This window comes from Mesorhizobium sp. M0904, from assembly GCF_040319475.1.
Lineage (GTDB): Bacteria > Pseudomonadota > Alphaproteobacteria > Rhizobiales > Rhizobiaceae > Mesorhizobium.
This window is the reverse complement of record NZ_JAMYOC010000028.1, coordinates 23,561-50,369: the sequence shown is the minus strand read 5'-3', so window position 1 is coordinate 50,369 and position 26,809 is coordinate 23,561. Positions and strand designations below refer to the sequence as shown.

The window sequence follows — 26,809 nt, the reverse complement described above, 5'->3', positions numbered from 1 at the left end:
CGCAATAGCTGAGGCACTTTTCTATCAGTTGCTTCTGCGTCGCCCTCTTGCTCAAGCAACGAAGGTGATGGAGCCGAGTGAAGTATATCGACGATGGGAAACAGGTGAGTTCGGATTACACCAGACACACCTGAACGGCGGCCTCCAAAATCAGTACCCGTATTTGTTTTGGCGGTCTTTAAATGCCTTCTCACCGCCCTCCATGGTGGAGGTAATGACCTTGCAAATCGATGGCGTATCGATTGCACCCGCGCATTCAAACTGGCGTTCGCCTGTATCTTTTACGTCAAGATGGCCAACCAACTCTGACGATCCATTGACGACAATGTTTGCATTGTGACTGGCAAAAATGAGCTGCCGGTTTTGCTTTGCAGTGTGCAGCTTGTCAGTAAGCTCAGCAATGATGCGATTATCGAGATCGCCTTCGGGCTGGTCTATGATCAACGGCCCCCCAGGTTGCTCTAGAAGCATAAAGAGCAACGCCGCCGCACGCTGGCCCTCCGAAGCCTTTTCGAAGGCAATTTCCTTAGCGCCATCTGAATAGGAGAGGGTAATCATGGGCTTCGGAAGTGCGGCCGCAACTGTTTCTACCCGTGTCGTGTCCAGTTTTTCGCTCAAGGCCGCGCGAATGCGATCTGTGTCACCAAGCACTCCGAACAAGACTGCACTATCTGGCTGCTTCTCACCGCTAGCCGCGCCTATCTGACGCCAATACAACAGCGAAAGGCTATCGGCGCGCATTTTGTCGAGGAACGCTATGGGCGTGTCTTTGGCAACCGCATCATCCAATTCTTTGAGACGGGTTGCCTCTTGTGATCCGGTTTTATTGGCGAGAAGATCGACTGCGTCTTTGATCTCCGAAACGTCGCCCGCCGCATCTACGATCGCTTTGATTTTCCCGTTCGACAGACGCTCGATCTCTTTCGCCCACTCCTGCGTCCGTTCCGTACGACGATCATTTAGTGCTCTGAGGGCAACGAGCTTTTCATCTAAACCGGCGGCCGGGTCTCCATTGGCCTTTATTTTCGCGTCCAAATCGCCGATCTGGTTGGTCAGGTCGGTGATCTCTTCGCGAAGCTTGATGATCTGGCTTGTAGCGGTCCTGTGTGCACCCAGCTTTTCGAGAACCTCGTCTCTTGCTGTCCTTGCCACCTTGAAATTTGCCGCCCATTCGGTTTCAGCAGCAGCCAATGTTGAGCGCTTGGCTCTCATATCGGATTTGAACTGTTTTATGCCGGCGCTGAACGTTGAAAACAATTCGCCATAGCCTTTGCGGATTGCCGCCGAGTCATCTGCCAAATCGGTCGCTAGATCGCGTTCGTTAACGAGCTCCGTGATCGATTTGTCCAGCTCTTCGACTATCTGGTCCGCGTGTTTTGACGCCTGGAGCCGCTTCGATTCAAAGTCATTCGCCTTATCGAAATACGCGACAATGGACTGATCTTCTTCGGACAGGGCCGGAAGCGTCTTTTCAAGTGCTTCGACGCGCTGAGTGAGCGACGCCTTGGTCGTGGTGAGCTTGCGCAGTTGAGATTGCAATATCCAGTGCGCAGCGAGGCTTTGTACGCCGCCCTTGACCGTGACCTTGGCAGCTTCAATGTCGAGGGTCAGGCGGTCGTCTTCGCGCTTGTAATCCGGATTTACAAACTGGAGTAAGTCCGAAAGCTGGGTTTTCTTGCCTGCCTGCTTTCCAATCTCTGCGAGCTCGCCTTGGCTATACACTACGGCAGGGAATAGTGCCCGAAGCTCTTTGACCGTTGCAGTCTGCTTCGAGCCGTTGGGATAGGTAATCGTCGGCTGAAAGGCGGTGGCAGGACCCCTAACAATCTCAAAAGCCGCATTGTCCTGTGTGACAGTTAGCTTGACCCGTGCACCCTTTGCAATGAGCGTGTCGTTGATCAGATCACGCATGCGTTGTGTTCCCGAATAATGGTCGCGCTCCACATCATAGCAGCTGCGGCCTAAGCCAAAGGACACATATTCAAGGAATGAGCTCTTCCCGCTGCCCCGTCCGCCAATGACGGAGTTGAACTCGGGGCTGAAAGGGAATTTAGTTTTCTCCAAAATTGCGGAGCCGTCGATCTCGATCTCAGACACCACGAGGGAAGGGAGTTGGGGTGGCTTGATGGTGATACGGGATTTGTGACCAAGGAATGCTTGGCGGATTGCCTCCGCTGTCGGAGCTGCGAGCTTTATCCAGGTACTGTTTGACCCAACCATCGAAAAATCGGCCGATCGGCTGTCCGAAGTTGGAAGCGGGAAAATCTCCCGCGTGCACCAAGTCTTGTCGAGACCGGAAAGCCGTTTTTGGTTTTTGCTCCCCAGCGTGGAGTGCGTTTGGCCTTGATCAAGATAGCCGCCGACATAAGGCATACGACGGAAATCCGCGTGGCCCCCGTCGGTCAAGACTGTGTGGCTGTTGCCTTGGGAGACATTCGGTAGAACGATGTACTTGCCGCGAAGCCCTTCGAGTTTATCCAACTCGGCGCCGATATCGGCGTAGTGGGAGGCGAGTTGGGTGACCTTTGGACCTTTGGCGTGCTTTTCGTCAAGATCGGCATAGACGATGCCAAGCTTCCCCTGTGCCTGTCTGCGCCAATCCTCCGAAATGTCGGCGTCAAAGATGATCAGGCATTGCTTCCCACCAGCCGCTGTGAGCTCCATTCCTGGAAAAAGCCAGAAGTCAAATTGGGCATCGGCCGCCTTTCGTTCCGCGATTGCTTGCTGAACGTAAGGGACAAACACCATCTCATGGTGATCGGTGAGGGCGATGGCATTCAAACCTCCGGCGAAGCATTGATCCAGAAATTCATTCGCCCACTGTTTGCGCGCTACATCAACGTCCTGCGCCGTTGCTGGGGCGCCAGTTCCCTTTGTGGGTTCGCCTAACCCAACAGTCCTTACCCCGACCCAAGCAGGATCGCGGGGCGTATGAATTTGAAAATCACACTTTCTCCATGAGGCAAAGCTCATATTCCCTCCCTAGCCAAGCGTACCAGCGCCGGGACATATTGCCGGTAGATCAAACAAGCGTACGCAGATTGCCCGCGACAGTATTCGCCTATATGGCTCTTTCAACTAAAGGAGCCGAATTTACTAGCCCTCTACAAAATAATCCCCCTAAAAGAGAGAGGTTTGAGATAGTTTATTCGTCGCGCTCCTCCTGGTCGACGGGAAGGACGAAGAGGACGTCTTGAAGTTGGCTGAGCCAGAATGGTGTCCATAGGAAACGCTCGCCGCCGTACTCCGCTCGCTGTTGCCGGGATAGCGTGTCGAATTTTGACCACCGCACCCTCTAACACGATAGCGGCGGAAGCGCCCATTGACAGTAACCTGGTCTGGACACCCAACACCGCGTGTCGTGAAATTCTTCTATCGGACCGCGATCGAACATCGATATGTTCGTGGGCGGAGACCGCTCGATGGCATTTCGATTCGTACACACGGCCGATATTCATCTCGACTCGCCACTGCGTTCGCTGGCGATGCGAAACCCCGACCTTGCCGAACTTGTCGGAGACGCCAGCCGTCAGGCATTCATCTCCATAGTTGACCTCTGCCTTGCGGAACGTGTCGATGCCCTGGTCATTGCCGGCGATCTCTATGATGGCGACCAGACGTCGATGAAAACGGCGCGGTTTCTGGCGTCACAGATGACACGACTTCACCAGGCCGGCATCAGGGTTTTCAAGATCCGTGGCAATCATGACGCAATGTCGCGGATATCGAAACAGCTCGTGTTCCCGGACACGGTCACGATCTTCGGCGGCCGTCCCCAGTCAGCGCTGCAGACAGCCGGCGGGCTTGACGTCATGTTCCACGGCTTGAGCTTCGCGAGCCCAAAGGCGCCGGACAGTCTGCTTCCCAAGTATTCAGCTCCGCGTGAAGGCGCGGTCAATGTCGGCATCATGCATACGAGCCTGGCCGGATCGCCCGGCCACGACGTCTACGCGCCCTGCAACGTCGCCGACCTGCACAGTCATGGCTTCGAGTACTGGGCGCTCGGGCACATCCATGTCCGCCACGTCCATCCTGGGGCGAGCACCGTGGTGATGCCAGGAATTCCGCAGGGCAGGGACATCAACGAGGACGGAGAGAAATCCGTTACGCTGGTGACGATACGAGACGACCGCACCATCGAGATCGAGGAAAGGCTGACCAGTATCGCGCAATTCGAGCGGGTGAGCGTTGACCTGACCGTAACGGTGGAATGGTCCGAAGTCGTCGGGCGTGTCCGATCCGCGCTCGAAGCTATCCGGGCCTCCGTCAGATCCCGCCATGCCGTGGTGCGCCTCGGTCTGAGCGGCATGTCGCCTTTGTCGTGGGCACTGATCCGCGACCGGGATCTGCTGCTCGCGGAAGCTGAGCAGGTCGCGGAACAGGTTGGCGAAACCTGGGTGGAGAAGCTCGAACTTAACGTCTCGCCACCCGCAGCCGAAACATCTGAGGGCGTCGCTGATCCGATTTTCGAACTCGCTCAATCCATGCGTGCCGATGCCAGCTCGGAAGCTTTCCGTGCCGAGGCGAGGGCGTTGGTACAGAAGATGATCGCGGATCTTCCGCCTGACGGGCGCGATTTCGCGGGTAAGGACGAGGCTGAGCTGGAGTTGTTCCTCGACAGGGTGCTTGCCAACGGCGCCGACCTGGTCACCGCCCGCCTGAAGGCCGGTGGATCACAATGAGGCTCCGGCGACTTGAGCTCATCCGTTATGGCAAATTCACCGACAGAGCGATCGACTTCGGGCCGAAACCGGAATCCGGTCCCGACCTGCATATCGTCTTCGGCCTGAACGAGGCCGGCAAGTCGACCGCGCTTTCCGGCTATCTCGACCTGCTGTTTGGCATCGAGGAACGCAGCCGCTACAATTTCCTGCACGAGTACAGCGCGATGCGGATCGGCGGGGTGCTCGAACTCGGCGGCGCGGAGCACACGTTCACACGCACGAAACAGCGCACCAACTCATTGTTGAACGCGAATGGCCAACCAGTCAGCGAAATGGCGATATCAGCACATCTCGCCGGGCTGTCTCGCGATGCATACGAGACCATGTTCTCGTTGGACGACGAAACGCTGGAAGCAGGTGGAAAATCAATCCTGGAATCGCGCGGCGACCTGGGCAAGCTGTTGTTCACCGCCAGCGCCGGGCTCGGGCACGCAAGCGATATACTGAGCGTACTCGAGGCCGAAGCAGACCGGCTCTATCGCAAGCAGGCACACGGAACCGAGCTTGCACTGCTCAAGAAGCGGCTTGCGGAACTGAAGTCCGGGAAGGAGGCGATCGACACCTTGGCGTCGACGTTCGAAACTCTCGAGACAGAGCGCCTGGACGCGACAGAAAAATACGACCGCAGCATCGCCGAACGGTCGGTACTGTCGACTCGGCTCGATACCATCGCCAAATATCTTCGCGCGATCCCGATCCTTGCCGATATCCGACGTAAGGAAGCCCAACTAGCCGAGTTGCCTGAAATCGCTTCCCCGTCACGGACCTGGACGGGCAGCGTCGCCGACATGATCGAGACCGATGCCAGTCTGAGAACGCGGCTATCCGCAAGTGTGGACGAGCTCGCGCGGGTGACGACGAAAATCGCCTCGGTCGATGTGGACGCGGTGATACTTGCGATTTCCGAACGGGTTCGCGGCTTGACTGACCGCAAGGTGCGCCACGTCTCGGCCGGCCTGGACCTTCCAAGTCGCAGGACGGAGCTGCAAATCCTCGACAATACCGTGGCGACCTGCCTTGCCGCGCTTGGAAGGTCCTCGGAGCCACATCCTGCCAAGCTGCTCTTGCCTGCTGCAACCATTGGCACTGTGCGCATCATGGTCGAGCAGCGATCCGGGATCGTTACTAGCGTGCGCGTTGCGCGCGAGGAGGCTGCGGCTGCTGCTGATGCACTTCATGCGGCACGCGAGCGGGTCGGCGAAGAACGGGCCGTGCCCGAGCCTGCCAGGGCAAGGCTGGTTTCGGCTTTGTCGACGGCAAGGGCCAGCGGGTACATGAGGGAAACCAAGGCGGCACGCGAGGCCGCGGATGCGGGTGCAGTTCGATGGGAGGCCGCGATCGCGCGCTTGCATCCCTGGTCGGGCGATGCTCAGGCATTGGCCAGGCTCGCCATTCCGAATGCCGGACAACTTGGCGCATGGAAGGCGCTGGCAGCAGAGCTCGGGAAGAGCAGGGGCGTTCTCTCCGAACGCCTTGCCGAACACCACGGCAACCACGACCTGCTTGCGGCGCGGCTGGATGCGCTTCGTGCCTCAGTCGATGTCACCGACGATGACGCGGCGGACGCCATTCGGCGTGCCCGGGACGAGGCCTGGGCAAGACATCGCGATGACCTGACTGGCGAAACGGCGGATAGTTTCGCGGCAGCACTGGCCCGAGACGACGCTGCCGGAGCAGGCCGTCTGGCCAACGCCCGGGAGCTCGCTGAGATTCGCAGCACAAACCGCAACCTCGCAGAAACCGCTGCCACCATCGCGCATGGGCGCGACCAACTTGAACGCAACAGGTCAGATCGGGAGGCCGTGCTCTCGGAAATTCTTGCAGCCGCAAGACCCCTGCTTGGAGAAATTCCGGAGAAATCCCCCGAACAGCTGATCGAACTGATCGAGGATCGCATTGCTGCCTACATCGATGGGCTCGCGGCCTGGGAGGAGGTCGAGCTTTCACGCAAGAAGGCCGAGCGGGCAGTTGATGAGGGAGGCCGAATACACGGGGAGCTGAGCAGCGCGCTGGCGAGCGTCGGCGTCAGTTCGGACCCTGGTGACAGCCTGGAGACGGTCATGGCCGTGGCAGAGCTGTTCCTTGACAGGCAATTCAAGGTGGACGCTGAGCGTGCCGAGGCGCTCAATACCGTTGGCACAAGGCAAGAGGATCTGGCCGCCAGGCGCCGAGCCATCGAAGTCGCAGAGCGGCATGGGGATGAATGGCTAGCCGGCGTTGCCGAAGCGCTCAAGGGCACCTGGCTCGAGAGCGGCATCTCGGCGCCCGGCGTCGGCGGCGTCCTCGATCAATTGGCTGAACTGTCCAAATGTCTTCAGGACCGGGACGCCATGCAACTCCGTATCGAGAAGATGGAGGCCGACAGGGACAATTTCCTGGTCGAGGTTACCGCCGTTGCAGCCGAAGCGGGCGAGGCAGCCGATGACCACGACCCGGAACAGCTGGCGATTCGGCTTGCCGAGCGCCTGGAGCGCGCCGAGCGCACGCGGGAGGCCAAGGCAAGCCTCGTCAATGACCTGAAGCGATTGCAGGATAGTCGCGAGATCCTCGATGCTGAAATTTCCGCACATGAGCGCCGCAAGAACGAGGTCCTGAGTGTTTTTAACGTGGCCACCCTAGCCGAGGTCGTGGAACGTGACGAACTGCTGCGCGACAGGGATCGCCTGCGCACAGCCGTGGCCGAACTTGAGGAGCAAATGTCATCCGAGCTCGCTGCGGAAGGGCTCGAGCAAGCGCGTTCAATATTGGATGCTGTCGATTTCGACAGCCTCGCAGTCGAGAAGGCTGAAGCCGAGCAACGGCTTCGCGCTTCTGACGAGGCGATACAGCAACAGCTCATTCGGCAGACGCGCGCGACTGACAAGCTGGACGCCATTGGCGGCGACAGCGCTGTTGCCCGGATAGATGCCGAACGGCGCACCGTCCTTCTGGAAATCGAGGAAAAGGCCGTCCGCTATATCGAGCTGAAACTGGGAATATTGTCGGCTGGAAATGCTCTGCGCGTCTACCGCGAGCGTCATCGCTCCGGGATGATGGAGCGCGCATCAGACGCATTCGCTCTCATGACGCGCGGCCAGTACTCTGGCCTGACAACTCAACCGGTGAAGGGTGGGGAAGTACTCATCGCATTACAGCGCGATGGGCAATCCAAGGTTGCCGACGCGCTGTCAAAGGGTGCGCGTTTTCAACTCTACCTGGCGCTCAGGCTGGCCGGGTACTACGAGTTTGCTCAGTTTCGACCCTCAGTTCCATTCATCGCCGACGACATAATGGAAACCTTCGACCATTTCCGATCCGAGGAGGTTTTCCGGCTGTTTGGGAAGATGGCAAGTGCCGGACAGGTTATTTACCTGACACATCACCAGCACCTGTGCGAGATCGCCAAGACTGTAGTGCCGGGCGTGGCGATCCATGAGCTCGGATGAGATTGGACTTTACTTGATGCGTTGCTGAAATACCGTGCTGTTCGATATTTTCCCCTTAGCTAGACAAATCGACATTCCAAGCGCCGGCTTTGGCATCCGCTTTGCGCCTCATGCACGAACCTCGCTTCGCGGCCGTACGCAGCAGGACCACGTTCGTCATGTCCGGCGCTTCGCCGCGTTCCTTGGGCGCTCTCCGGATACCGCTGCCTGCGAAGCGCTCAAGGCGCTGAGCGCTTCGAGGCCAACGAACGTTACTTATCCCCGGCAGGCTTCGGAACCGACCTCTTCCGGGGCGAAGATGACTTCGGCGTCGCTTTGCGATGGGGTGCGGTCTTGCCTGTGGCCTTTTTTGCGGGCTTAGGCCCCGCCAGGGGTCGCGACAGATCGAGCACAACGACATCGATTCTCGCTTTGAGATCGTCGGACATTTTCTCGAGGATTCGCGTTCTCAGCTCGGTGGCGGTCGTAATGGTCGGATCGAGGACTTTCGCGACCTTTTCCCCGTTGGCGTACCACAGCACGAGATAAACACCCTGCTTGGCTGCGTCCGGATGGATCGCGTAACGCTTATCGAGTTGCGCCGATGCAGCCGTATAAAGCTCGTCGTTCCACTGTCCCTTCACCTCGGTTACGAGAAGGCGATTGGCTCCGCCGAACACCGCAGACGCCGTAATATCGCAGCGATTACCGCCAGCCATATATCGCTCGATGTTGACCGAAAGGCCGAGTGCCTTCATCGATGACTGAAGCTGATCGACAATACGGTTGCGAGCCGTATTTTCATCCAGCCGCTTGCCACCGTCGTAGAAGGAATCCAGCGGGTTGGTTTCCGAACCGATCAGCCATTGCTGAAGCTGGCCCAACTGCTCAACCATCAACGCACGAAGGTCTTCGACGGAGGCCACGTCGCCACGATCGAGAAGCGCATTGATATCGGCTGGCGATGGAGCCCGGAAATCTTGCAAGGCAAGTTTCCGTCCGGCTTCGGCACGAAGAGTAAGGGCGGCCCCCCTGAAGTCCACAAATCGCGGATCGGCGATCATTCGGTCCAGCACCTCGATGCGACGCGCTGGAGCGTCCTCAGCCACTTTCCAGATAAGGTCGCGCAGGAACCGATAAGCGGTTTCCTCTTCAGGGTTGTCACTGCCCCAACTGCTCGGAAGATGAACCTTGGGCCAGACCCCAACATAGGCGTCCATGATCTTGAACACCATTTCAGCCGTCACAGGCGCTTTGTCGACGTCGTTGTCTTCGTTAAAACGTCCCAATCGATGCTCAAGAGCGAAGATGGTCTTGGGATCGCGCCTGAGTTCGTCCCACGCGGCCGCTCGGCCCGGCGTGTCGTAGAGGAAAGCGTTGAGCTGCCAGAAGGTGTGCCGGGCTCTGCTGCGCTTTTCAACTTCCGGGTCTTCCTTGTTCTCAATGACCGGATCAGCAAGACGCTTGTCGATCAGCGCGATTAGCTCGGAGTCGTCACCGTGTTTCGACGCCATGTTGAACAGGGTGCTTGCCGCTTCGAATGACGTCTGCGGAAAGCGCTCCAGCCATTCTAGCGGTAATGTCTTGCGCAGATTCTGAAACGCTCGCGTCTGATCCAGCCTGTAGCAACGCTGAGGATGGTTTTCGCCTGCGACAAGCTGCGGCTCGATATAAGCTCGGACAAAAGCTTCGGCCGATCCGTCCGCGGTGAACAGCGCGGCATCAAGCGCGGCCTCAAATTCCTCAGCTTCCCCTTCCGCAAATGTCGGATAGGATGATGCTTCCGCCTTCGCTGCGGCTACTATACGCGGATCGATTTCCTTCAGGTCCTTGCCGTCGCGATAGAGCACGACACATGCCGCGAGAAGCACCTCGGCTATGTCCGGACGCTTACGCAGGCCCAGCGCCTCCACAGTAGGAATGTATGCGTCGAGCAACGGGAAGCAGTTGCGCAAAGCCTTGAGAGGCGTTTCCGGATCATCCACCAGACCGTTCAACTCATCCGGTTCCAGCAAATACTTCTGCGCAAATTGCCTCAGCCAAAACCAGTTTCGGCCCGCTTCCACTGCGGCGATGTTAGCACGCAAATGCTCACGGTTCTGGCCTACAACGTCTTCTTCACGCTGCCGCCACCGCTTCCGGTTACGCACATGGAGGCCTCTTCGCTCGATCCGGTTGTAGTTCTGGCGTCGCCGTTCTAAGAGCGAGCGTGCGGCGAGAAAAGCCCGTGCGGTTCGGCTCTGTTGTCGCTGCAGGGCTCGCAGCGGGTTCGGGCCCTTGTTCTTGCTCCAGCGGTCGTAACCGACTAGAAGCGCACCCCAAAGATCAGCGTTCCCGATATCGAACGCGTGCTGGCTCAAGGCCTCCGCATCGCCTTCATGCATGCGGAGTCCGGAATGCACATGACTTGAATATAGCCGCATGACCGCTTCGTGGGCTGCATCTTCGCCGGTGACCCCATCCACGTCCATGCGCTGCATCGTCCTACGCAGCTCGGTATCCTGCGAGAGATGCTTGACTGCCACGCTACTATCACTTCCGACCTGGCCCTGAAAATGCAGAGCCTTCAGCCAGGACCAGATATGAGCCGGATCTTGCGTTCTGCCTTCGCTGAGTTCGAAATTCCGATCCAGCAGCTTGGCAGCGACCTTACTCTTCCCGTGCCTGCATGTGCAGCTATACGCATGCTTTGGGGTGCAGGTGCACTTGAGACTTGTCGTCAGATCATCAAGGAAACGCTCTACATCGGCCAACTCGAACGACCGGATCAGCAGGTCAATGAAATAGAGCGAAATCCCATCGCGGTCGCGCACATTCGGCCGCGGATAGAGCGCGGTGAGTTTTTCAAGAAGCGAACTTACAAACGTCGCACCGACCGGCTGGACACCGCGTCTGGTCACGGTCCTTGCTGCAACTTCGAGCGATGCGGGCGATCCTTCCGCCAGCAGCGCAGTGAAATCCGAGGTCGGATCGTAAGTTGTGACACTCAGAAGGGCTTCAGACGCAAGCCTTCGCGTGTCCACGTCAACACCGGCATTGGTGACCAGCGCGGAAAGCTCGGGAGCAAGTGTTGTAGCCGCCTCTGTCCCAATCAGCAGCTCCAGAACTAAGGCCTGCAACGTGCTCTTTTTTGCAAGGATCGTCTTCACGCGGTCGAGGATATCAGCAGTGAAGAAGTGTCCGACGTTGAATCGGCGCCACAAATCGCTGCGACGAAACAACGGATCACGGTCGGCGAGCGCATCCAGCGCCACCAGCAACTCCTTCTTGGATCTGGGCGTCAGCTGACTCGGATCGCCGTTCGCCAGGACGGCGTAGGGATCGAGCTTGATCACAGTAAGCTGCAATGGCTCGTGGCCCATGGCAGCCATCCAACCTGCCATGCCACGAAGTTCGTCGCGGATGACGCCGTTTGGCGCCACTATGGCCAGAACGCGGTCTAGCGACAATCGATCAGCAGGGTTTTCGATCCGCTTCACCAGATGACCCGCTGCGCAGTATTCCGCGACGATCCGGTGCACCGGTTCGTGCCTGTCAGTATCCCCGGAGGGTTTCAGCAGGCGCGTGTCGATGAGATACGAGGCAGAAGCGCCCTCACCGCAAAGGCTGTTGATATAGGGGTAGTCGCGATCCGCCAGAGGCTCGACTGTCGCGATGCCGCTGGCGCCGGAGAGCATCAGCTTCGCGAACACCTCCTCGCCAAGGGCCACGATCTCATCGGTGGGTGGCTTATCTTTCTGCCTTGGCTGCTGGACATTGGTCTCGTGCGCCAGCCTGCGCACTGCGTCCGCAAATATCTTCGCCTTCGAGATGAAGACACGGCCGCTTTCGAGGTACGCATCGCCGAGCAGCTGCAGAAATTGCGGATTTCCCAACAGCGGCTCAAGTTCGAACCGGCGTGCCTCCTGCGCGAACGCGCCGAAATCCTCTCCCGGAAACCTTGCGTTGAACAGGAGACGCTGCTCGTCCTCGTTGAACGGCTCCAGCCGAACAATGACCGGCTTTACGCCGAAGCACTCCTCGACATAGGCGGTGCGGCTCTTGTCCCATTCAGCAGAGCGCCCGGCAAAGACGATAGTGGAAATGCTGTTCTCACTGGCCAGGGCAATAATCCTGTCGGTTGCAAGCGTGTCGATGCGAGCAACCTCATCCATGGCATCGATAACGAGCGGACCGTTGCCTGTCGCGGCTGGCTTGTTCCTGAAGACGCTAGCCCTGACACGGGTCGTCTGAAGGAGCTCAGCCAGCTTGTCCAAGAGCTCGGTCTTCCCCGCGCCCGGTTCCGCCAAGACAACAAAAACTCTCCCTTCACGAAGCAGCGCTTCTTCGGTGAAGGTACGGTCTTCGACCGACAGAGAGCGGGGGATGTAAACCGGCAATGCTCCTCCAAAAACAAGGACGATCCACGCTGGAACGCCAATTCACAAGGCCCCTACAGATTTGGGCATTTAGCCCGCCAAACTGCAAAAGGACAAAACAATAACAAAAGCTATTCCGGCTCGGCAACCTTATCCCCCACAAACCGGAAGCGCCTCCCGATCCTACTCAACGGTAGAAGCAGGGCCGGTCCCTAAAGAACGGCCTCCCGATCCAATGAAGCTGCGTGAAGCCAACGGGATGTTTCGATGTTCCCGATCAGCTCGCATCAGAAGCGGCCATCACCATTCCTTTCAAGGAAAAGTCCGCTTGATAGTGTTGAAAAAAGTCCGCGCCTCGGTCGCCTGCGGCACTTTCGTAGAATGGCGTTCCGCAGAGACCCCAAAATTGAATCCTGTTTCCGTGCAACGCGCCGGGGTGGAACTGGATTCTAATATCGGTGGCGACTTTGCGGTGCGTCGGACTTTTTCAACAATGTCGGCGCCAAGCCGCCGTTGATGAAACCCTTCCTCGACGGCGGCTCACGGCCCCAAATGCGGTCATTTCGGAACATGCAAGTCAATAACCACGCCGCGGCAGTGTTCATGGTTTGTGCCTAGAAAGTCGCATAAAATGGCAGTGTGGAACTCAACGGCGGCTCATTGGTTTTGCGGGTTCAGTTCGTGGAAAAGGTCCGTCGGCCTTTCGTGAATGCGGGTTTCCGCATCGCCTACCTCGATTTGGTCGATGACCGCCGGACAGGCGAGGCGGACCGTATCTCGCCCGAGAGCACATTCGCGCGCATAATTTCGACGAACGCGGTGATCTTTTCATCCGCACTGAGAAACCTTGCATTTGACGGATACAGTGGTGCTACGCTTGCGGAGCCCCCGGGGTGTCTCCACGCGGAGATATCGTAGTGAGCCGATGCTATTGCGCAAGTTTCGCTGCACTCCGGGTGGCTATATCGCCCAAGACAGCATGAAGAAGCGTTCCAACTTCCTGTTCGGCGACCCCGGGTGCAATTCCTGATTCGGACAGTTGAACGAGAATTGCCTTGGCGGTGTTGCGCCAGAAGGCGTTCGCGTCCTTCCCGTTCTTGGATTCCAGGACCCGGGCGATCCCTTCGACCAACTTCCGCCGCCGATGCAGCGGAAACGCGCTTATGTTTGAATCACACATCGATCACCTCACCCCTTCAGTCGCGCGAATAAGCATTGGCGGGTGAGAAAATTTGGTTAACAGCGCTTTTGGACAATGGTCAGCAATGGAATAAAGCGTCTACCCAACAAGCCAAGAGGTGTGCCACGTGTTGATGATCGGCGCGTGCTGAACGGCATCTTCTGGGTGCTGCGCTCCGGTGCTCCATGGCGCGACCTGCCTCAGCGCTATGGCCCGCGCACCACCTGTTGCAACCGCTTCGTCCGATGGCAAAAGTAGGTGTGTGGCTGCGCAGTAACGAGTCTACGCCTAAGGTTTGCGGAGCCTCACGCCGGCGCGGCTGCCGTTCTCCGGGATGAACTCGACGCCGGCGGCCTAGAGGGCGATGCGCAAGGCAGCAACGGTTCGCTCTTGGAGCCCTGTCGGGCCGCGACATCTACTTAATGTCTATTTTAGACAGTCCCGCGACCACAACTTTTGATAACAGGTCAGGGTCGCGGGATGCCGAGCCGCTTGAAATACCGAGTTACGTCCGGATGCTCGCGATCGTCCCGCCTCAACCGCGCAAGCGCGTCATCATCGCCGGCGAGCGCCATAGCCAAACCGGGAGCGCTTATTCTCCACGGAGCACCGGGCATTGTCTGGTTGTGAAGACGATGCTTGATCACCAGCCGCCTGAGTGTGTCTTCGCTTGCGTTGTAGTCGTACCTGAACAGATCAATGGCCCTCTGACCCGTGATCGCCTCTGCCGTGGGATGTAGAGCGGCCGAAGCCGTTCGCCTGTTTCTGGCGCTGTTTTGACAGGGAGCCTTGGTCATTCGGCACATCGCGCTTTTCTGCGGCCCGCCGTTTCGCCCGACATCAAGGAACGATATCGCCCCCCATGTATTAGAAAGTGATGGACACTATGCAACCCCACGGCCACGGGATGGCGGCCGATCTTTTGACATCGGAAGTTGCCAATGCCAGGCAGCGCATCCACCGGACCGAGCTCGCGCTTCAACGCACTGAAGAAATGCTGGCGGAAAATCTCGCGCTGTGCAGCAGGATACGAACTGCGGTCGAGGCCGCAGACCGCTTGGTGAAGATCGATCCCCCCAGCTTTGAAGGACGTCGCGCGGGCTGAACTGGGCCGGCGTTTCATTCGTCGCGACCTTGCGGCACCCTGCCGCAAGAGCCTGCCCGTTGGCATCACAGCGTGAGCAAACATTGGACAGAAGCATTCCAAGGTTCACGATGTGCAACACCGACGCTAGATCGACACGAATCTTCAGTTCAAAGAGCGAGGATTAATGCTGCGGCAAACGAAGGGGCACGGGGGGTCTTCGCGCGAGCCAGTTATCCGATCTCCCGCTCAGAAATTTCAGCCAAATATTCCGACCTCCTGATGGAACCCATTCGTTGCGGGCGAGTTGCGGCTCATTGGGACGGACTTCCCGAACATGACAACGAGCAACAAAGCAGACCATCAGTCTGTCTCCGAAGCGTTTCGGAAACTGATCCGTTCCGAAGGCTATCGTCATCACGTACAAACGTTCTTAAATCTGGAGGTCGAACCAGAACTGCCGCCAACCCTACAGTCATTACTTGCGGCTGTTGATCGGGCCAAACAGGGCCCGACGGAAGAAGGTCCCTAGCCGGCTGGCTGAGCGTCGGGTCAAAGAGTATAGAGGCTCGCTTCGTGCTTGTCCCCCTGATTCCCACTCAGAAGTTATCAAACATTCTTCTTGATTTTTCTCGACGGAGGATCATGAATGTTCCCTTGGGTTCTCGCTGAGGTGGGAGGCCTTGTATGAACGTTTGGACGAACTGCCGACCCGACAAGGTGACTGCCAAACACCTTGTTCACGAGCTGATCTTACAAGCCCGTCGCGGTCAAATCATCTCCGTCAAAGAAACTATCGCAGCGGTGCGCCGAGACGGGCCACATCTGGCGGAAACTGACTGCGAGCTGGTGGAGTTTATTGTCGATCTTGCCCCAGCCTTTGGCCTGTTCGTCGGGTTCGATCTTCGCGAATAACCGCCTCCTCAACAGGGCGGACCGTGGCGACACGGTCTCGATCAAAGCGGCACTACGCGAAGCTCGGGAGACTGCGTCTTATTTGGTGGCCTCCAACGAAGAACTAACCGAGGCGATCGTCGAGGCAGCAACTGCCATGGGCCTCTGCGTGGCTATCGACGGTCGCGAGTAGCTGTCAGCCAACTTCAGCCGCTGTGGCATCGCAACGGAAGCGCGCCCGTCCTGCGCCATTTCAATAGTCAGAGGTAATCCGTAATTACCTTCGCAACCTGCTCACTCTGCCTGTAGAACGGGAACTGGGCTGAGCAAAAGTATTTGCTGGAGGAACTTGATCGGGCCGACAAAGAGTGACCGCATGGCTCTCCACTGGTTCAACCCTCCGGTCCCGGTCAAGACCGAGCGTCCCGGGATCATCCGCAGCGTAAACAACGCCGAAGCAGCCGGCGAGGAGCTGATGAAGTGGACCAAGCGTGGCCCTTGGTGGGACCTCGCGGTGCGCGTTTGCATGGCCGTGATTTTCGACGAGATGGAAGCTGAGGAGGCCCGCAAGGCATTCCTGGCTGCTGCAAAAGAGGAGGGGACATTACTCCCCCCAATGACAACCAGCTAAATTGGATTGCGGTATAAGGTTCTAGGTGTCTCACACCGCCTTCGCGAAAGGAGCCCGCCGCCAAGCATGGAGATGAGAGGCGACGGACCCCCCCACAGCGGCTGCACATCCACGAAGTAATCCCGCTGCCGCCTCTAAACCCGCGAGGGCCTACATCGTTCCCTTAGCTGCAGCTAAAGCGGGGTTGGTCGGCGGGCTCTTCCCGCTCTAAGTTCCCTCTTATGGGTCCCCTCTGGTTCGCTCCCCCGGTCTACGTGAAGACGAAACGTCCGGGCATTCGCAATGGGGTCAGCCACGTCGAGGGAGCCGCCGAGGAACTCCTGGCATGGGACACAAAGGGCCCGAGGTGGACGAAGGCGGTCCAATCCTGCGTCGACGCGTTCGAGGGCAGGATGTCCCCCATGAGGTGCGTGAAGCCTTTGAGGCGGCTGCCAAAGAGGCCAACGTGTATCTCTCCCCTGAGTAGGAGGTATCATGGCGCCCATCTGGTTCGTCCCTCCGGTGTTCGTGAAGACTGAAACCGGTGTCAGGCATGGCTGCAACAATGCGAAGGAAGCCCTTGAGCAGCTCAAGATGTGGACCCGGCGAGGGCCTCGCTGGCACAAGGCGGTGACCCTCTGCCTGTCAGCCTTGGAGGGCGATTCGATTGACCCCCACATAATACGAAAGGCCTTTGAGGCTGCCGCCAAGGAAGCCAACGTGTATCTCTCCCCTGAGTAGGAGTTGTCGTGGCAACCCATTGGTTCTCCCCTCCGGTGTACGTCAAGACCGACCGACCTGGGGTCACCTACGGGTGCAACAACGTCGAGGGTGCCGCCGAGGAACTCATGAAGTGGACCAAGAGGGGACCTAAGTGGCGGAAGGCTGTGCAACCGTGCGCCGACGCCCTTCAGGACCGTGTGACTCCGGAAGAGGTCCGTCAGGCTTTCGAGGCTGCTGCCAAGGAGGAGAGGGTGCTGCGTGAGTAGCAGGCCGGTGCCCATGGCTATGTTGGGAAGGACCCGTTAGGCTGTCTAATGCTGACCAAGTCCGCGCTGCTCGAAATAGACCCGGATACGAGAGCATTCACTCTGGTCGGCGCATTTATGGGCCATTTTGCACTTCTTGAAACTGGCATCGGAGCTGCTCTGGGCGAGGTACTTGGCGTCAATGGGGCACGTCGACTAATCGTCAATCGAATATGGGTTCGACGAGAAGATTCAAAACCGAACGCACACTATATGGACCGGAACCGGAATATGAGGCTTCTAAAGCCGATGGCAGAAACCGGATACGCTGTGGCGGCATTTGAGGGCACGTTCCTGCTCTTGATTGTTGCCTGTGAGCTGTGCGCGAAAATCGGGAATGGAAGGGCCGGAGGCAGGAAGCACGGCCTCAGGCCGAGGCGCTAATCAAGCGCGTCGGCAATGATCCCGAAAAGCTCAAAACGGCGGCAGCGAAACTAAAGAATTAGTCGCGCGTTGGACGGCGGATAACGCTGTTTCGTCTCTGAGCATGGTTTAGGTCAGAGTGGTCAAGGCAACGTCGCGTAAGGCAATCAATGCGTCGAGCGCTAGTCAAGCGAAGTCGCCCGCTCGTGACGAGGTCACTTTAGCGCCGCCCGCCTTCCGGCCGGTCCAACTCGCAACGCTCGTGGACACGGTCCCTGCCGGCGATCGTTGGATCCATGAAATGAAATACGACGGCTATCGTATTCTCGTTGCCGTCGGCGGTGGCGAGGCGCGAGCCTACACACGATCTGGTCTGGACTGGTCTAGGCGTTTTCCCTCGATCCTCTCCGAGGCTCGCAAGCTCAAGGTGCGCTCCGCCCTGATTGACGGCGAGGCCGTGGTTGTCGATGCGGAAGGAAGATCTAACTTCCAGGCGCTTCAAAATGCATTGAAGGGTGCCCCGGCGACTATCGACTTTTATGCGTTCGATCTGCTGCAGCTCGACGGCGAAGATCTGACAAGGCTTCCTCTTGTTGAGCGCAAGGCGAAGCTGGAGGCGATCTTGCCTGCGAAAAATCCGGTCCTTCGTTACTCCGACCATATTCTCGGCCGCGGAGAAGAGCTGCTCGACCGCTTCTGCGCAGCCGGCCTTGAGGGCGTCGTCTCAAAGCTCGCGGATTCGAGTTATGTGGCGGCCCGCGGCGCAAGCTGGCTGAAGATCAAATGCATCAGGCGGCAGGAATTTGTGATTGTCGGCTGGACGCCGTCCGACAAGATCCGCGCGTTTCGGTCCTTGATCCTTGGCGTTCATGACGGCGGCAAGCTGCGTTACGCCGGGAAAGTCGGCACCGGCTTCGATACCGCTGAACTTCTTCGTCTCTTGAAGATCATGGCGCCGCTCGAGCAGAAGGCCGCCACCGTCGACGCACCACGCGCCGAAGTGCGCGGCGCACACTGGCTCCGTCCGAAACTGGTCGCTGAGATTGCCTTCACCGAAATGACAAACGAAGGGACGTTGCGACATCCGAGTTATCTTGGTCTCCGCGAAGACAAGAACCCCGAGGCGGTCGTGCTCGAGACGGAACGTCATGCAGCCGATCTCGCCGCGTCTGCGACAACCGCCATCGCGATAAGTAACCGTGACCGCGTCATCTATCCGGAGTCCAACATCACCAAGGGACAGCTTGCGGACCATTACGCAGCGGTCGCGGCGATCATGCTTCCTTGGGTTGGCAGCCGGCCGATCAGTCTGGTTCGATGCCCACAGGGCCGCGCGAAGAAGTGCTTCTTCCAAAAACACGACGCCGGCAGCTTTGGCGACAAAGTCCACCACGTCGGCATCACGGAGAAGGACGGGCACGAGGAACCATATCTCTATGTCGACGATGCCGATGGACTCATGACTTGCGTCCAGATGGGAACGATTGAGGTGCATGGATGGGGAGCTCGGATCGAGGATGTCGAAAAGGCCGACCGCCTCGTGTTCGACCTCGACCCCGATGAAGGCCTCGATTTTGAGGCTGTCCGCGCCGCTGCCTTTCAGTTCCGTGCTATCCTTAAATCGCTGGGACTTACGACTTTCCCGATGCTGACGGGAGGCAAAGGAGTGCACGTCATCGCGCCCCTCACCCCTGGCGCCGAGTGGCCAGAGGTGAAGGACTTCGCGTCTCGCCTGGCGCAGGCGGTCGCCCAGAGCGATCCGGCCCATTTCACGGCCGTCTTGTCAAAGGCGCGCCGCAAGGGTCGCATCTTTGTGGACTATCTACGCAATCAGCGCGGGGCGACCGCGATCATGCCCTACAGCGCAAGATCACGTCCGGGCGCTCCTGTCGCGGCACCGATCACGTGGGCGGAGATGAAGACAATAGATGCGCCCTCTCATTTCCACGTGGGCGATGCTCCTGAATTAAAGAAACGCGCAGCCTCCAAAGCTCTGGCGGGATGGGGTCGCGCTGACCAATCCTTGCCCAATCTGTAGCGTCCGACGCGGGAAGAAGGCAGTAAAGCCGGGATTTAAACGGCAACGCGGCGCTCATGGCCTTGCCTGATTGGAACCTGCGGAGATCGGCCTCGTTTGGCTGAAGCCATGGCAAAAATCGATCCGAGGACCGCCGCCAGTCTTTTGAGGGAATACGCGCAACGGGCGTCTATGCGCGGCGACAATCCCTATCGCACAAAGGCATACTTGCGCGCGGCAGACAGTCTGACGGCGCTGTCGCAGCCGCTTGATCGGATCATCGCTGCCGGCGCCCTCACCAAGATCCCGGGGATCGGTGACGCGATCGCAGACATCGTGACCAAGCTTTACCAAACCGGCACGCACCCAAGCCTTGAGAAGCTGCGCGAGGATGTTCCAGCGGGCGTGATGGAGCTGTTTGCCATACCTGGGCTTCGTCCCGATAAGATACTGAAGCTTCATCAGGCGCTCGGCGTGAACTCGCTGGCGGAGCTCGAGGCCGCAGCAAGAGAAGACCGCATCCGCCCAATCAAAGGCCTCGGCGCCGCGCTTCAGACAAAGCTGCTGCAGAACCTGGCCATCGTGCGAAGCGGCGAAACGCAACTTCACCTGCACAAGGCCGCCGCTCTTCTCGAACATGCGGTCATATCGGTGAAGCAAGAGCATCCAGAGTTTTCGCGCGTCGAAATTGCAGGTGACTTCCGGCGCGGTTGCGAGCTCGTTTCCGACTTCGTTCTGGTAGCGCAGGGCAGAAAGTCGATTGGAATCGAGGATACGACCCTCAGGCTTGTTGTCACGGACAGGAAGCACTTTGGCGCGAGCCTGCTCGAAGCAACCGGTTCGGCAGATCACCTTGAGCAACTGAAGACGTTCGCGGCCGACAAGGGATTCACCCTAAACGCCGACGGGCTTCATCGCGGGAGAAAGCTGATCGCGTCAGCGACAGAAGAAGAAATCTACCAAGCTCTAGACTTGCAGTTTATCGAGCCTGAATTGCGCGAAGGCAGGGACGAGATTGAGCGGGCGGCAAAGCAGAAGCTACCCGCCCTCATTCGGGATGAAGACCTGCATGGCATCCTGCATTCTCACACGACCGCATCCGATGGCACCGAAACGCTTGAGGCAATGGCTGAAGCCACGCGCAAGCGCGGTTTCGAATACTATGGTGTCGCCGATCATTCGCAGTCCGCTCACTACGCAGGCGGCCTTTCGTTGCAGGAGATTGCTGAACAGCACCGCGAAGCTGACCGGCTGAACAAGGCATACAATGGAAAATTTCGCATACTGAAGGGCATCGAGGCGGACATCCTGGCTGATGGCTCGCTCGATTACCCGAATCATATTTTGGAGCACTTTGATTTCGTCGTCGCGAGCGTGCACAGCCGCTTCAAGTTGCCCAAGAAGGAACAGACGGGGCGTATCATTGAGGCGATCGCAAATCCTCGGACGACAATCATCGGGCACATGACCGGTCGCCAGCTGTTGCGCCGGCCCGGTTATGATCTCGACGTCGACAAAGTCCTCAAAGCGTGTGCGAAACACGGCGTCGCTGTCGAAATCAACGCACATCCGTGGCGACTCGACCTCGACTGGCGCTGGCATCAAAAGGCACTCGATCAGGGCTGCATCTTCAGCATCAATCCGGACGCTCATTCGATCCGCGAGCTCGACCACATGCATTGGGGTGTCGAGATGGCGCGCAAGGGCGGTGTCCCTGCGAAGCGGGTCCTGAACGCGATGCGTTTGACGGCCCTCCTTGCGCATCTCGCACGGCGCAGGCAAACGTCCTAAACTGCTTGTGCGCCCGGCCTATCAGCGCAGTAGTCCGTCCTTCTCAAAATCTTCCCAGCCGCGCAAACTGGAGTGCGAGTTCTCATCGGGGCCATAGCCAGCTGAAGCTGCAGTTCCGCGACCGCTTCTTTGAGCGCGTTTCATAGCGGCCTTCCCCGCGGCTCGCCGCCTATTGTCTGCAGCTGTCGCTGCGTCCTGTTCGCGCCAGACCGTAACCAGGTCGCGGTCAAGCACATCCTCCACGTGCTGCGGGTCGAACACGTGAAAGGTGATGTTCCTTGCCCGCCCGCGGAGTTTCACCGTTTTCGTCCCGGCGCTCTGCAAGCGACCACCTTTCAGCCAGCGGTGCCGTTCGGCCGTCGAGATCGTCAGAATGTCCTCGATTTCACGGGGGATTACGGGCAGTTCTTCGATATTCTGCAGTGCTTTGGATACGATCCCGAATACCACCTGCACATCATTCTCGGCGCCCTCAGACAGGCGCAGGGTAAGCACGCGGGACTCGATATTGAGCAGTTTCCTGAACTCCGTTGGAAGGCGGGCGCATATTTCGAGAAAAATACTCCTCGCTCTGACGGACGATCCAAGCGTTGCAGCCGGGGTCAAAGGCCATTCTCCAATCAGCTTCGCTGTTGCATTGATTTTACGGCGCGTGGACATGCCCCTTTATATAGGTCCCCGATAGTCGGCAGCGATGAGCCGATCGCAAAGCCAATATGAGTTCTAATCCGCCAGCGGTCTGAACCACGATGCCCAAAGGCGCAACCACGATTGTGAGCGGGGCCGTTTGCAACTTCGGCTAACAGGAAACGGCAGAGTTGATCTCGAAGTGCGATATCAGGCGCGTCGCCGCCTGGCGGCTTTTTGGGGGCCGTTTGCTGTCCGTCCGGTTATTGCCGAGGGACCAGTTAAAGCCGCCGTTCGGCTCACGACCTCTTCGCGGAATACAAGGCAAGTTCAGATCCCGCGGAAGCCGACATTGAACTGCCTCTCCGTTTACACGTTTGGCAAATGTTGCGAATGGAGGGAGTTGCATGTTTGAAGGTTTCTCGCTGGAGCAGATCAAACTTCCGGAAGCGACGCTCAGAGTGCGGGTTGGTGGAAGGGGCCACCGCTTCCTGATGCTGCACGGTCATCCTCGCACCCATGCCACTTGGGATCGCGTGGCGCCGATTTTGGCTGAGGAATACACCGTAATTTGCCCTGGTCTTCGGTGCTCGCCCTTGCGGTGTGTCGCAACACAATCAGCGCGTCCGGTTTGCCGTGAACAGATCTTGCTGATGCACCAGTTCGTCCGCGACGGGCTGACGGAGGCGGCGTGTGCCATTCGGGTGGATGGCCGAAATAACCCCACCTCTGCATGACGCGAATTGTCCCAGCCCGGGTAGGCCGTTATCGGGTACAGGCAAATACCCTCGAATCGATGCTCCGACACCCATAGCGGCACGCACCTCGTCGCGGCATACATAGTGGAGCCAAGCCGGCCCGCCGGATCCCTCTGAGCCGGTCTCGGCAATGAACATCGGCTTACCGTACCGATGAGCAACCTCGAGCAACATTTCCGACAAAGCGCGGTACTCATGGTGTCCCATCGATATCGTCGGCCCGTTTATTTACCATTGATTGTGCGGCTAGAAATTCAGGCCCACGACATCGACAACATCTTCGCTCCCGCCCAACTCAGGTTCGACGCGGCCCAGCAACATGTCGTAAGCTTCGAACTGCCCCTGACGGGCGTTTTCGGCCCGACCCCGTTCGCTGCGGGTCCGGTCACGAGGAGCGATTTGGATAAGGGGCTCGGCCCAGACAAATCTGCAGGCGGGGTCGATCTCCCGCATTGCACGAACACCCGCGATGGCAGCCTTCACGAGATGCCGCTTGAACCATCCACGTTTGTTCGGCCCCACGCGGGAAATAGCCGACCTCAACAGCCCATGCGAAAAAGGAGATCTAGTTGATGGGACACAACAGAGGCGGTGTTCCGGCGATCGAACGCTGTACGCTCACGGCTTCTGCCGCGAACGAGGCATAGGCATCGATGAAATGCAGCGATCGCTGATCGACATGGTCTGGAGATCCGTAATGGAAGATGTCCCAGATAACCTGGACACCTGCCGATCGGGCCGCCTCGACCATTGGCGCCCAACTTGACCAGTCATAGGCGAAGCTTGCGGAACCGGAGCCTCCACCTGGTGCTCGTCCATACGCCCCACTTCGCTCATTCGAAGTCTTCTTTCAGCAGTCGGCTTCGAACTCGGCCGCCTTGTTAGGACCGGGAACCGCGTTGGCGAAATACCGCATCCAATGGGGCGCGCGCCATCTTCGTTGCTCAGTCCAGCTCGTCCTGGCGCGACCGGGTAATGCCGAACCGATTTGGTCGAGCCTTTGTTCCTGTGGTGGACTGTCCGGAGCTGGGTGGCGAAGGAGGAACAAGGAGGGCCGTGCCAAGTTCGGGGCGATATACCACCGCCGCCGATCGACTCGAGCGGCTGCTCAGCAACAAGAGAGGCACGGGATCACATGACCGTTCAGATTCGACTTTCCGAGATCGACCACGCCAGGCGCGAGGATCGTGGCGACGGCGCTTGGAGCATCGCACCGGACTTGGGCTATTTGCGGCTAGCAATCGTCAATGTCGTGTTCTTCGGCGCACCGGGCAGCGGAGATCGGAACTGGATGCTGATCGATACCGGGTTGCCGACGTCCCGCGGCAGCATTCTTGCGGTCGCGGAAAAGCGGTTTGGCACGAACGCACGGCCGGCCGCGATCATCCTGACCCACGGCCATTTCGACCATGTGGGAACGGTTCTAGACCTCGCGAATAGGTGGGACGTGCCTGTCTTCGCGCATCCACTCGAGCGCCCCTATCTGGACGGAACCGCGTCCTATCCGCCACCGGATCCGTGGGTCGGGGGTGGACTGATGGCGCTGCTTTCGCCGCTTTTTCCACGGGGGCCAATTGATCTTGGCAACCGTTTGGAACTCCTACCTGCCGACGGATCGATCCCCGGAATGCCCGGATGGCGATGGCTACACACACCCGGGCACGCGCCTGGGCATATCTCGCTCTGGCGCGAGGAGGACCGCTCGCTGATCGTAGGGGACGCTTTCATCACCACCGGTCAGGAGTCAGTCTATGAGGTCGCCGTTCAGGATCTTGAGATGCACGGTCCGCCGCGCTACTTCACGCCGGACTGGGATGCGGCGGAAAGATCCGTGAAGCACCTGGCTGCCCTGAACCCGCGGATGGTCATCAGTGGACACGGTGCGGCTGCTGCGGGAGTGGGCATGCGTCACGCTCTTGACAGCCTGGCTGAGCGGTTCAGGGTGTTCGCCGTCCCGCCGAAATTGAAATTTGTGCGCGAGCCGGCGGCAGTCCAAGGTAGCTGAGGCTAACCGAGCCGCCGTCGTTCTGAAGTATGGTCAAGTTGGGCAGACTCTATTTCTCGAGCCGGTAGAGTTACCCGTCGGGTCGTGCCCCTACCGTCGCCGACAAACTCTGACAAGCGGAACAAACCCGGAAGGCGCCGGGTTAGGGCGTTCGATCGGCGCAGGCGACAGCGGCCAAGCGCCCCGAAGTTCTGCGTCAGGAGAAGACGTCAGATGGAAAAGAGTACCCGAGGACGCGCCCTCTCCGCCGGCGAGCCGACCGGCAAGAAGTTGTTCGAGCCCACACGCGTCGGCATCCGCCGAGACTTGGCTTCGATTCGCTCAACCGTGGAGGAGACCAAATGGCAAATCTGGGAAGATTGGCGATCGCCATGCTTGGCGTTCTGGCATACCAAAATCGCGACAAGCTCTGTGAATTGATTCCGGGAGCGGGGTATCTTAACCCAAACGACCCGCAACGCAGAATTCTGGCTCAGATAACGAATGGCGTGTCGAGGGCTGACCTTGGTGAGATCCTCGACCGGTTCAGGGAGGTGGGGGCAGGATCGAAGGTCGACTCGTGGGTTGGCAGCGGGCCAAACCAACCGATCGAGCCAAGGGACGTCGAAGCGGCAATGGACGAAGGTACACTCACGTCCATTTTGATGCACACGGGTCTTTCGCGCGACGAGCTAATCAGAAGGATTGCGCGGGATCTACCCGAGACAGTCAACGAGATGACGCCGAATGGTGAATGGCCGCCTGAGCCGACACATGGCTTGGATAAGTCGACCCTGCTCGACAATGTATCCTAGGGAACACAGCCAGGAATGCAGCCGGCCCAAGGCGAGATCCAGGGTGGCAACTCTACACGGGGGGACGCTCCTGCGCGATCGCCTTCATCCGCTCGCGAACCAAGGGTCTGTTTCGAGCGCGCCGAACGCTCAACTGGCCGCCATCCTGAAAATGCGGCACCGCTGCATCGCGGCGCCCTCGCTCGCGTATATCGGTGAGCGGAAGAAGGCGCGTTCCTGGCTGGCCAGAGCGCTGGCGATCGATCCGGACGACTTCGTGACGCAGTACAACGCCGCTTGCATGTATTCCGTGCTCGGGGAAGTGGAGGAAGCGGTGCGGTACCTGGAAAGAGCCGTCGGAGGAAGCGTGAGTCAGAACGTATTGGAACGAATCCGTCACGAAGTCATTTCGACGCCATTCGCGATCACCCGCGGTTCGTGCAGCTTCTTAGTTCACTTGCCTTGTGACGCACAGCTGTACTTGCACAAGCTTCGGCCTGCCTAGCAGCCGCGTTCGGTTTGGGTGGCGGATTCAACTGATCGCAGCAACACACGCTCTTTTCTGAAAGATGGAGTGTGAGCCATGAAGCAGCGAAGTCGCATCTACTACTCGGCCGCTCAGCGCCTGAGATTTGGGTTCGATGGCAGGCGGGCGAGTCGATGAGCTCGATCGGACGACGATTCGATCGGGAGTCTTCATCGGTCCGTTCTTGCCGCCGCGCCTGGGCCTTGCACTGGCGGGCTGCCGGCCTTGCCTGTCGCCGGTGGTGTTTTCACCCACATTTTGCTGCCGCTGCTTGTGCTGCTCACCTGGCCGCTCGCCATGGGCAAGTATTTCGCCCCGGCATCGTCTCTGCGGGGTTTGCTTCGTCGGCAAAGGACATCGCCAGCTGGCCTCACAGCTGCGGTCGATCGCGGCCGAATCGGGATTGATGCTGGCCGACGCGCTGGCCGGCGGCCGCTTCACCCTGTTGATGCCTGCCGGCATTATTGCCGGGGCCGGCGACCGGTTGTTCGATGCGAAAGCCGAGGCTCTAACTACAATCGGAGATTCCTGGTTCCTTTGTCGATATCATCCCGCAGGCCGGCCACATGGTCCACCACACCGCACCGCTAGCTGTTCTCGCCATGGTGGACAGGGTCGCTGCCGCGGCCAGCAGTGAAGTAGGCCGGCACTGGCGCGATCCCGAAGA

General features: G+C 58.8%; 17 protein-coding genes and 1 pseudogene. 14 read left to right on the top strand and 4 right to left on the bottom strand.

Going from position 1 to position 26,809, the window contains the following annotated elements; genetic code table 11:
- Nucleotides 1–150: 150 nt before the first annotated feature.
- Nucleotides 151–2,973: a TrlF family AAA-like ATPase gene (locus NKH80_RS25575; RefSeq protein WP_352901790.1), complete on the bottom strand. Its 2,823-nt coding sequence runs from the start codon at nt 2,971–2,973 to the stop codon at nt 151–153.
- A gap of 449 nt (nt 2,974–3,422) precedes the next feature.
- Here NKH80_RS25575 and NKH80_RS25570 point away from each other — a divergent pair, with 449 nt between their 5' ends.
- Both NKH80_RS25570 and NKH80_RS25565 read left to right on the top strand, forming a co-directional pair.
- Entirely contained in the window at nt 3,423–4,682 is a 1,260-nt protein-coding gene (locus NKH80_RS25570) for a metallophosphoesterase family protein (RefSeq protein ID WP_352706254.1), read from the top strand.
- On the top strand, nt 4,679–8,149 hold the full coding sequence (locus NKH80_RS25565) for an AAA family ATPase (protein WP_352994351.1): 3,471 nt from the start codon (nt 4,679–4,681) through the stop codon (nt 8,147–8,149). The genes NKH80_RS25570 and NKH80_RS25565 overlap by 4 nt, the downstream gene beginning before the upstream one ends.
- Before the next feature lie 251 nt (nt 8,150–8,400).
- On the opposite strand, the gene eruA is transcribed toward NKH80_RS25565, so the two are convergent.
- Both eruA and NKH80_RS25555 read right to left on the bottom strand, forming a co-directional pair.
- Nucleotides 8,401–12,507 carry an NACHT domain-containing antiphage protein EruA gene (gene eruA / locus NKH80_RS25560; protein WP_352975217.1) on the bottom strand — a complete coding sequence of 1,369 codons (4,107 nt, stop codon included), beginning with the start codon at nt 12,505–12,507 and terminating at the stop codon, nt 8,401–8,403.
- Between the two features lie 907 nt (nt 12,508–13,414).
- A complete protein-coding gene (locus NKH80_RS25555; RefSeq protein WP_352457909.1) occupies nt 13,415–13,666 on the bottom strand; it encodes a DUF6074 family protein in 252 nt (83 codons plus the stop codon).
- A gap of 75 nt (nt 13,667–13,741) precedes the next feature.
- On the opposite strand from NKH80_RS25555, the pseudogene NKH80_RS25550 reads away from it, so the two are divergent.
- From NKH80_RS25550 to NKH80_RS25515, 8 genes and pseudogenes are all read left to right on the top strand, one after another.
- Nucleotides 13,742–13,921, top strand: a pseudogene (locus NKH80_RS25550) (transposase); the annotation flags it as partial.
- Nucleotides 13,922–14,573: 652 nt separating this feature from the next.
- The gene (locus tag NKH80_RS25545; protein ID WP_023722969.1) at nt 14,574–14,771 is read left to right on the top strand and encodes a hypothetical protein; all 198 of its coding nucleotides are present in this window, start codon (nt 14,574–14,576) and stop codon (nt 14,769–14,771) included.
- Between the two features lie 666 nt (nt 14,772–15,437).
- Nucleotides 15,438–15,665 (top strand): hypothetical protein, encoded by a 228-nt coding sequence (locus NKH80_RS25540; RefSeq protein WP_352704262.1) that lies wholly within the window; start codon nt 15,438–15,440, stop codon nt 15,663–15,665.
- A gap of 355 nt (nt 15,666–16,020) precedes the next feature.
- Complete coding sequence (locus NKH80_RS25535; RefSeq protein WP_352492321.1) at nt 16,021–16,275, top strand: DUF982 domain-containing protein; 255 nt, start codon at nt 16,021–16,023, stop codon at nt 16,273–16,275.
- Between the two features lie 474 nt (nt 16,276–16,749).
- Nucleotides 16,750–16,995, top strand: coding sequence for a DUF982 domain-containing protein (locus NKH80_RS25530; RefSeq protein WP_352473718.1), 246 nt, complete (start codon nt 16,750–16,752; stop codon nt 16,993–16,995).
- Between the two features lie 8 nt (nt 16,996–17,003).
- On the top strand, nt 17,004–17,243 hold the full coding sequence (locus NKH80_RS25525) for a DUF982 domain-containing protein (RefSeq protein WP_352994346.1): 240 nt from the start codon (nt 17,004–17,006) through the stop codon (nt 17,241–17,243).
- A 541-nt stretch (nt 17,244–17,784) separates the two neighbouring features.
- Complete coding sequence (gene ligD, locus NKH80_RS25520; RefSeq protein ID WP_352994343.1) at nt 17,785–19,683, top strand: DNA ligase D; 1,899 nt, start codon at nt 17,785–17,787, stop codon at nt 19,681–19,683.
- 108 nt (nt 19,684–19,791) lie between these two features.
- A complete protein-coding gene (locus NKH80_RS25515; protein ID WP_352994381.1) occupies nt 19,792–21,453 on the top strand; it encodes a DNA polymerase/3'-5' exonuclease PolX in 1,662 nt (553 codons plus the stop codon).
- 21 nt (nt 21,454–21,474) lie between these two features.
- On the opposite strand, the gene NKH80_RS25510 is transcribed toward NKH80_RS25515, so the two are convergent.
- The gene (locus NKH80_RS25510; protein ID WP_352994340.1) at nt 21,475–22,113 is read right to left on the bottom strand and encodes a hypothetical protein; all 639 of its coding nucleotides are present in this window, start codon (nt 22,111–22,113) and stop codon (nt 21,475–21,477) included.
- 374 nt (nt 22,114–22,487) lie between these two features.
- Here NKH80_RS25510 and NKH80_RS25505 point away from each other — a divergent pair, with 374 nt between their 5' ends.
- The 4 genes from NKH80_RS25505 to NKH80_RS25490 all read left to right on the top strand — a co-directional run bounded on the left by NKH80_RS25505 (nt 22,488) and on the right by NKH80_RS25490 (nt 26,121).
- Entirely contained in the window at nt 22,488–22,817 is a 330-nt protein-coding gene (locus NKH80_RS25505; RefSeq protein ID WP_352706250.1) for an alpha/beta fold hydrolase, read from the top strand.
- A gap of 1,156 nt (nt 22,818–23,973) precedes the next feature.
- Nucleotides 23,974–24,843, top strand: a complete 870-nt coding sequence (locus tag NKH80_RS25500) for an MBL fold metallo-hydrolase (RefSeq protein ID WP_352706247.1) — start codon at nt 23,974–23,976, stop codon at nt 24,841–24,843.
- Between the two features lie 341 nt (nt 24,844–25,184).
- Nucleotides 25,185–25,637, top strand: coding sequence for a YidB family protein (locus NKH80_RS25495; protein ID WP_352803832.1), 453 nt, complete (start codon nt 25,185–25,187; stop codon nt 25,635–25,637).
- A 43-nt stretch (nt 25,638–25,680) separates the two neighbouring features.
- Nucleotides 25,681–26,121 carry a TPR end-of-group domain-containing protein gene (locus tag NKH80_RS25490; protein WP_352924217.1) on the top strand — a complete coding sequence of 147 codons (441 nt, stop codon included), beginning with the start codon at nt 25,681–25,683 and terminating at the stop codon, nt 26,119–26,121.
- Nucleotides 26,122–26,809 lie beyond the last annotated feature (688 nt).